This window comes from Ruegeria sp. CL5 (assembly GCF_056536485.1).
This window is the reverse complement of record NZ_JBQFPS010000029.1, coordinates 1-3,079: the sequence shown is the minus strand read 5'-3', so window position 1 is coordinate 3,079 and position 3,079 is coordinate 1. Positions and strand designations below refer to the sequence as shown.

Genomic DNA, 3,079 nt, shown 5'->3' with positions numbered 1-3,079 from the left:
GTTTAGTTGTTCATGCGCTTGATTGGAGTTAGGTGATATCGTCGGGTTGAGCAATCGGATTCAATGGTCTCACACACCCACGCGAAAGCGTGAGAGGCTCATGAGGTGGTTCAAATCGCCAAAGTAGGCGCAAAGGTTTCTTATTGCTCACGACCAGATCAGTATAACCTTTCGCCCGCGCCGCTATCAAATCTCGATAGGTTCCTCCCGAACGCCAGAACTGACGCTTTCGACCTTTGGTACAGCTATTCTTTCGAAATGACCGCCTGAAAGACTTAGGTCAGATTGAATTCGGGTCTGTGCAAACAGCTTGGCGATGTCGTTGATCGATATTGAACGTAGTTTACTTTGTGGGCTAAACTCCAGAACGAAGCTCTTGGTCTCAAAACACTCCAAGTTCCGAAAACGTGACTTAATCACTACAATAGGGGATCGATTTTAAAGGGCTATTCTTCTAGGCATTGTATTGCTATGTTATTTTACTGAGCATTTCTGCTGTTGTAACAAAGGCATCCACTATGAAGTTCGCTCATTTAGTTTCTTTGGTCATGGTAGTGCTGTTAAGTGCGGTTACGGCCGATGCACAAAGTGATTATCGCATCCGACCTGGCGATTTACTTCAAATCGAAGTGCTGGAAGATCCGAGTCTCAATCGTACGGTGGCAGTCCTGCCAAACGGGCAGATCAGTTTTCCTTTTGCTGGAACGCTTCGCGCGGGCGATCGAACCATCGGCCAACTGCAGGCGTCGCTACGCAATGCGTTAAGTTCGAATTTTGCGGCCCCGCCTACGATTTTTGTGGGTGTCCAACCGTTTCAGGACCTGACAACGTTTAGCGGCCTCTCAGGCCCAACGATTGACGTGTTTTTTATAGGAGAAGTGAATATCCCAGGCCGCGTCGAGGTTGAAAGTGGAACCACTCTTTTACAGGCAGTGGCTGTCAGCGGCGGCGTATCCCGCTTTGCTGCTATAAAACGTATTCAATTACGACGCACTGGTGCTGACGGCGTACAACGTGTAACAATTCTGAACTATAAGGCTCTCGCGAATGGAGCCGTGACAACAGATATCGAGCTAAAGGACGGAGATGTCATTCTGGTCCCAACAAGGCGCTTATTCGAGTAGCGAAACAGCGTACAGGCAAAAATCTATTGTAGTACGACGGGGCCCTTTGGCCTGTGCGGTTTTGATTTGTGTCACTCCGGGTGTGCGCGCTCAGGATGTGCCCTCGGGCATACTTATGACCTTAGATGTCACACAGCAGCTAGAGTGGAGTGACAATCCGGATTTGGATGTAGACGGGGACTCTGATTTCTTTGGGCGCACGATTCTGGGGTTTGGGTTGGAAAGCGCGACCAGCATCCAGAATTTTTCGCTTAACCTGGGAACTGACATCGAAGAGTTCCGTGACACCAATGACCAGAATTTCGATTTCGACAACTCTTTCGCGAGGCTCGACTACAGCCGAGCGACCCGCAACGCCTCTGTGGGAGCAAACCTGCGCTATAGTCAATCGGATGTTGATGGAGACCTCACTTTTACCGATCAGGATTTTGATCAGGATGGCAATATCATCACCCAAACGGAAGGTACGCGGAAAGTCTTTGGCTATGCCTTGCGCGGTGCCGTCGGAGAAGAGGCGCCGCTGGGGGCTAGTTTCGATTGGGACTATAACGAGATAAATTTCGAAGATACCGACGATGACTTTGACAACACGCTGGATCAATTTTCCGGACAAGTGGATTTTCGCATTAATCCCCGTGTCACGCTGAGCCTGACAGGACGGTACCTTGATTTTGATACTGAGGATCCAGATGGCACGGACCGCAAAGAAAAAGACATAGGCCTCGCCACTGAGTTTGCGGTAACGCCGATCTTAACCGTGGATGCCAGGGTGAGTTACACCGACATCGAACGCAGAGGTGGAACCAACCAGGACGATGACGGGATCAGCGGCGAGATCGGTATAACACGCGCAATGCCCAATGGGACCCTCGGATTGCGCTATGCGTCAGAAGTTTTTGCCAATACTGACGGTCGGCGGTCCTTTCTGGCCGTCAGCCGGAGTATGGACCTGCCCCTTGGGGCGCTAGATGTATCGTTAGGTGTAACAGGTGCCGACGCGGTGGGTTCGGACCCATTGATTGAGGCGAATTATCGTTATGATCTGCCCGCTGCTCAGATTACCTTTGGGCTCAGTCAGCGGGTTGTCGTCGATGATCAGGATAATGAAGATATCAATACGTCTCTGCGCGCTGCTTATGATCAGGAAATCAACCCCGTTTCCAGTTTAGGGGCCAGTATAAGTGTTTTCGATCGCAACGCGCTGGATAACGATGGGGATGACGCGCGGCGGATCGAAGTCGGGCTAAACTATCGTCATGATCTGACCGAAAATTGGCAGGTGGTCAGCGGAATTTCCTATACTGCATTGGACGAACAGGACAACGATGACAGCGACCGAACTACGATTTTTCTAGGGCTTCAAAGGTCCTTCAGTTCTTGGCCTTGATTCCGCATTGCTTGCGTTATCAACTTTTGGGTGATCATGGTCGCGTGCGACGTCTTCAGCTTGGCTGCTTTCAGGCAAAATCCCGAGCCTGCTTGGGATTTATTGATCTATCCGGGCTTGTTGGTAACTGGCAGACCGTGGTCAGGCGCACTTTTGGGATTGGTTGGCAGGCTGCATTAGGCAGGCAAACTGGTTTTGCTTGTGGGGGTGCTTGGCCCACTGCGCCAGAGCATGACTACCAGAACGGGATAAAATCGGCCTGAATCGAAAAGAAAATTGACCTACACCTGATGATGCCACATTAACTTCCGTTTGGTTGTTCATGTCTGAGAATGGACATTGACGATATAGATGAAGCCATCGGCGATCATCTACAAGCGGCATCGCTTTCCTCCTCAGATCATCGTACACGCGGTGTGGTTGGACGCTTGTTTCGATCTGAGCCTGCGGGGTGTCAAAGAGATAGTGTTGCCGCGCAGGACCAAGGTGCCTTACGAAACCAGCCGCCAACTAAGGAGCGCGTTTGCCAAGGCCCCAGTCACGTCCAGACTGCCACATTTATGCCACG

The 3,079-nt window shown here is 50.9% G+C and carries 2 protein-coding genes and 1 pseudogene; all 3 read left to right on the top strand.

What is annotated here, in order from left to right:
- Positions 1-518: 518 nt before the first annotated feature.
- Positions 519-1,124, top strand: coding sequence for a polysaccharide biosynthesis/export family protein (locus tag ACR0IU_RS22220; RefSeq protein ID WP_480717782.1), 606 nt, complete (start codon positions 519-521; stop codon positions 1,122-1,124).
- Between the two features lie 115 nt (positions 1,125-1,239).
- Entirely contained in the window at positions 1,240-2,511 is a 1,272-nt protein-coding gene (locus tag ACR0IU_RS22215) for a hypothetical protein (RefSeq protein WP_480717781.1), read from the top strand.
- A gap of 351 nt (positions 2,512-2,862) precedes the next feature.
- Positions 2,863-3,079, top strand: a pseudogene (locus ACR0IU_RS22210) (hypothetical protein); the annotation flags it as partial.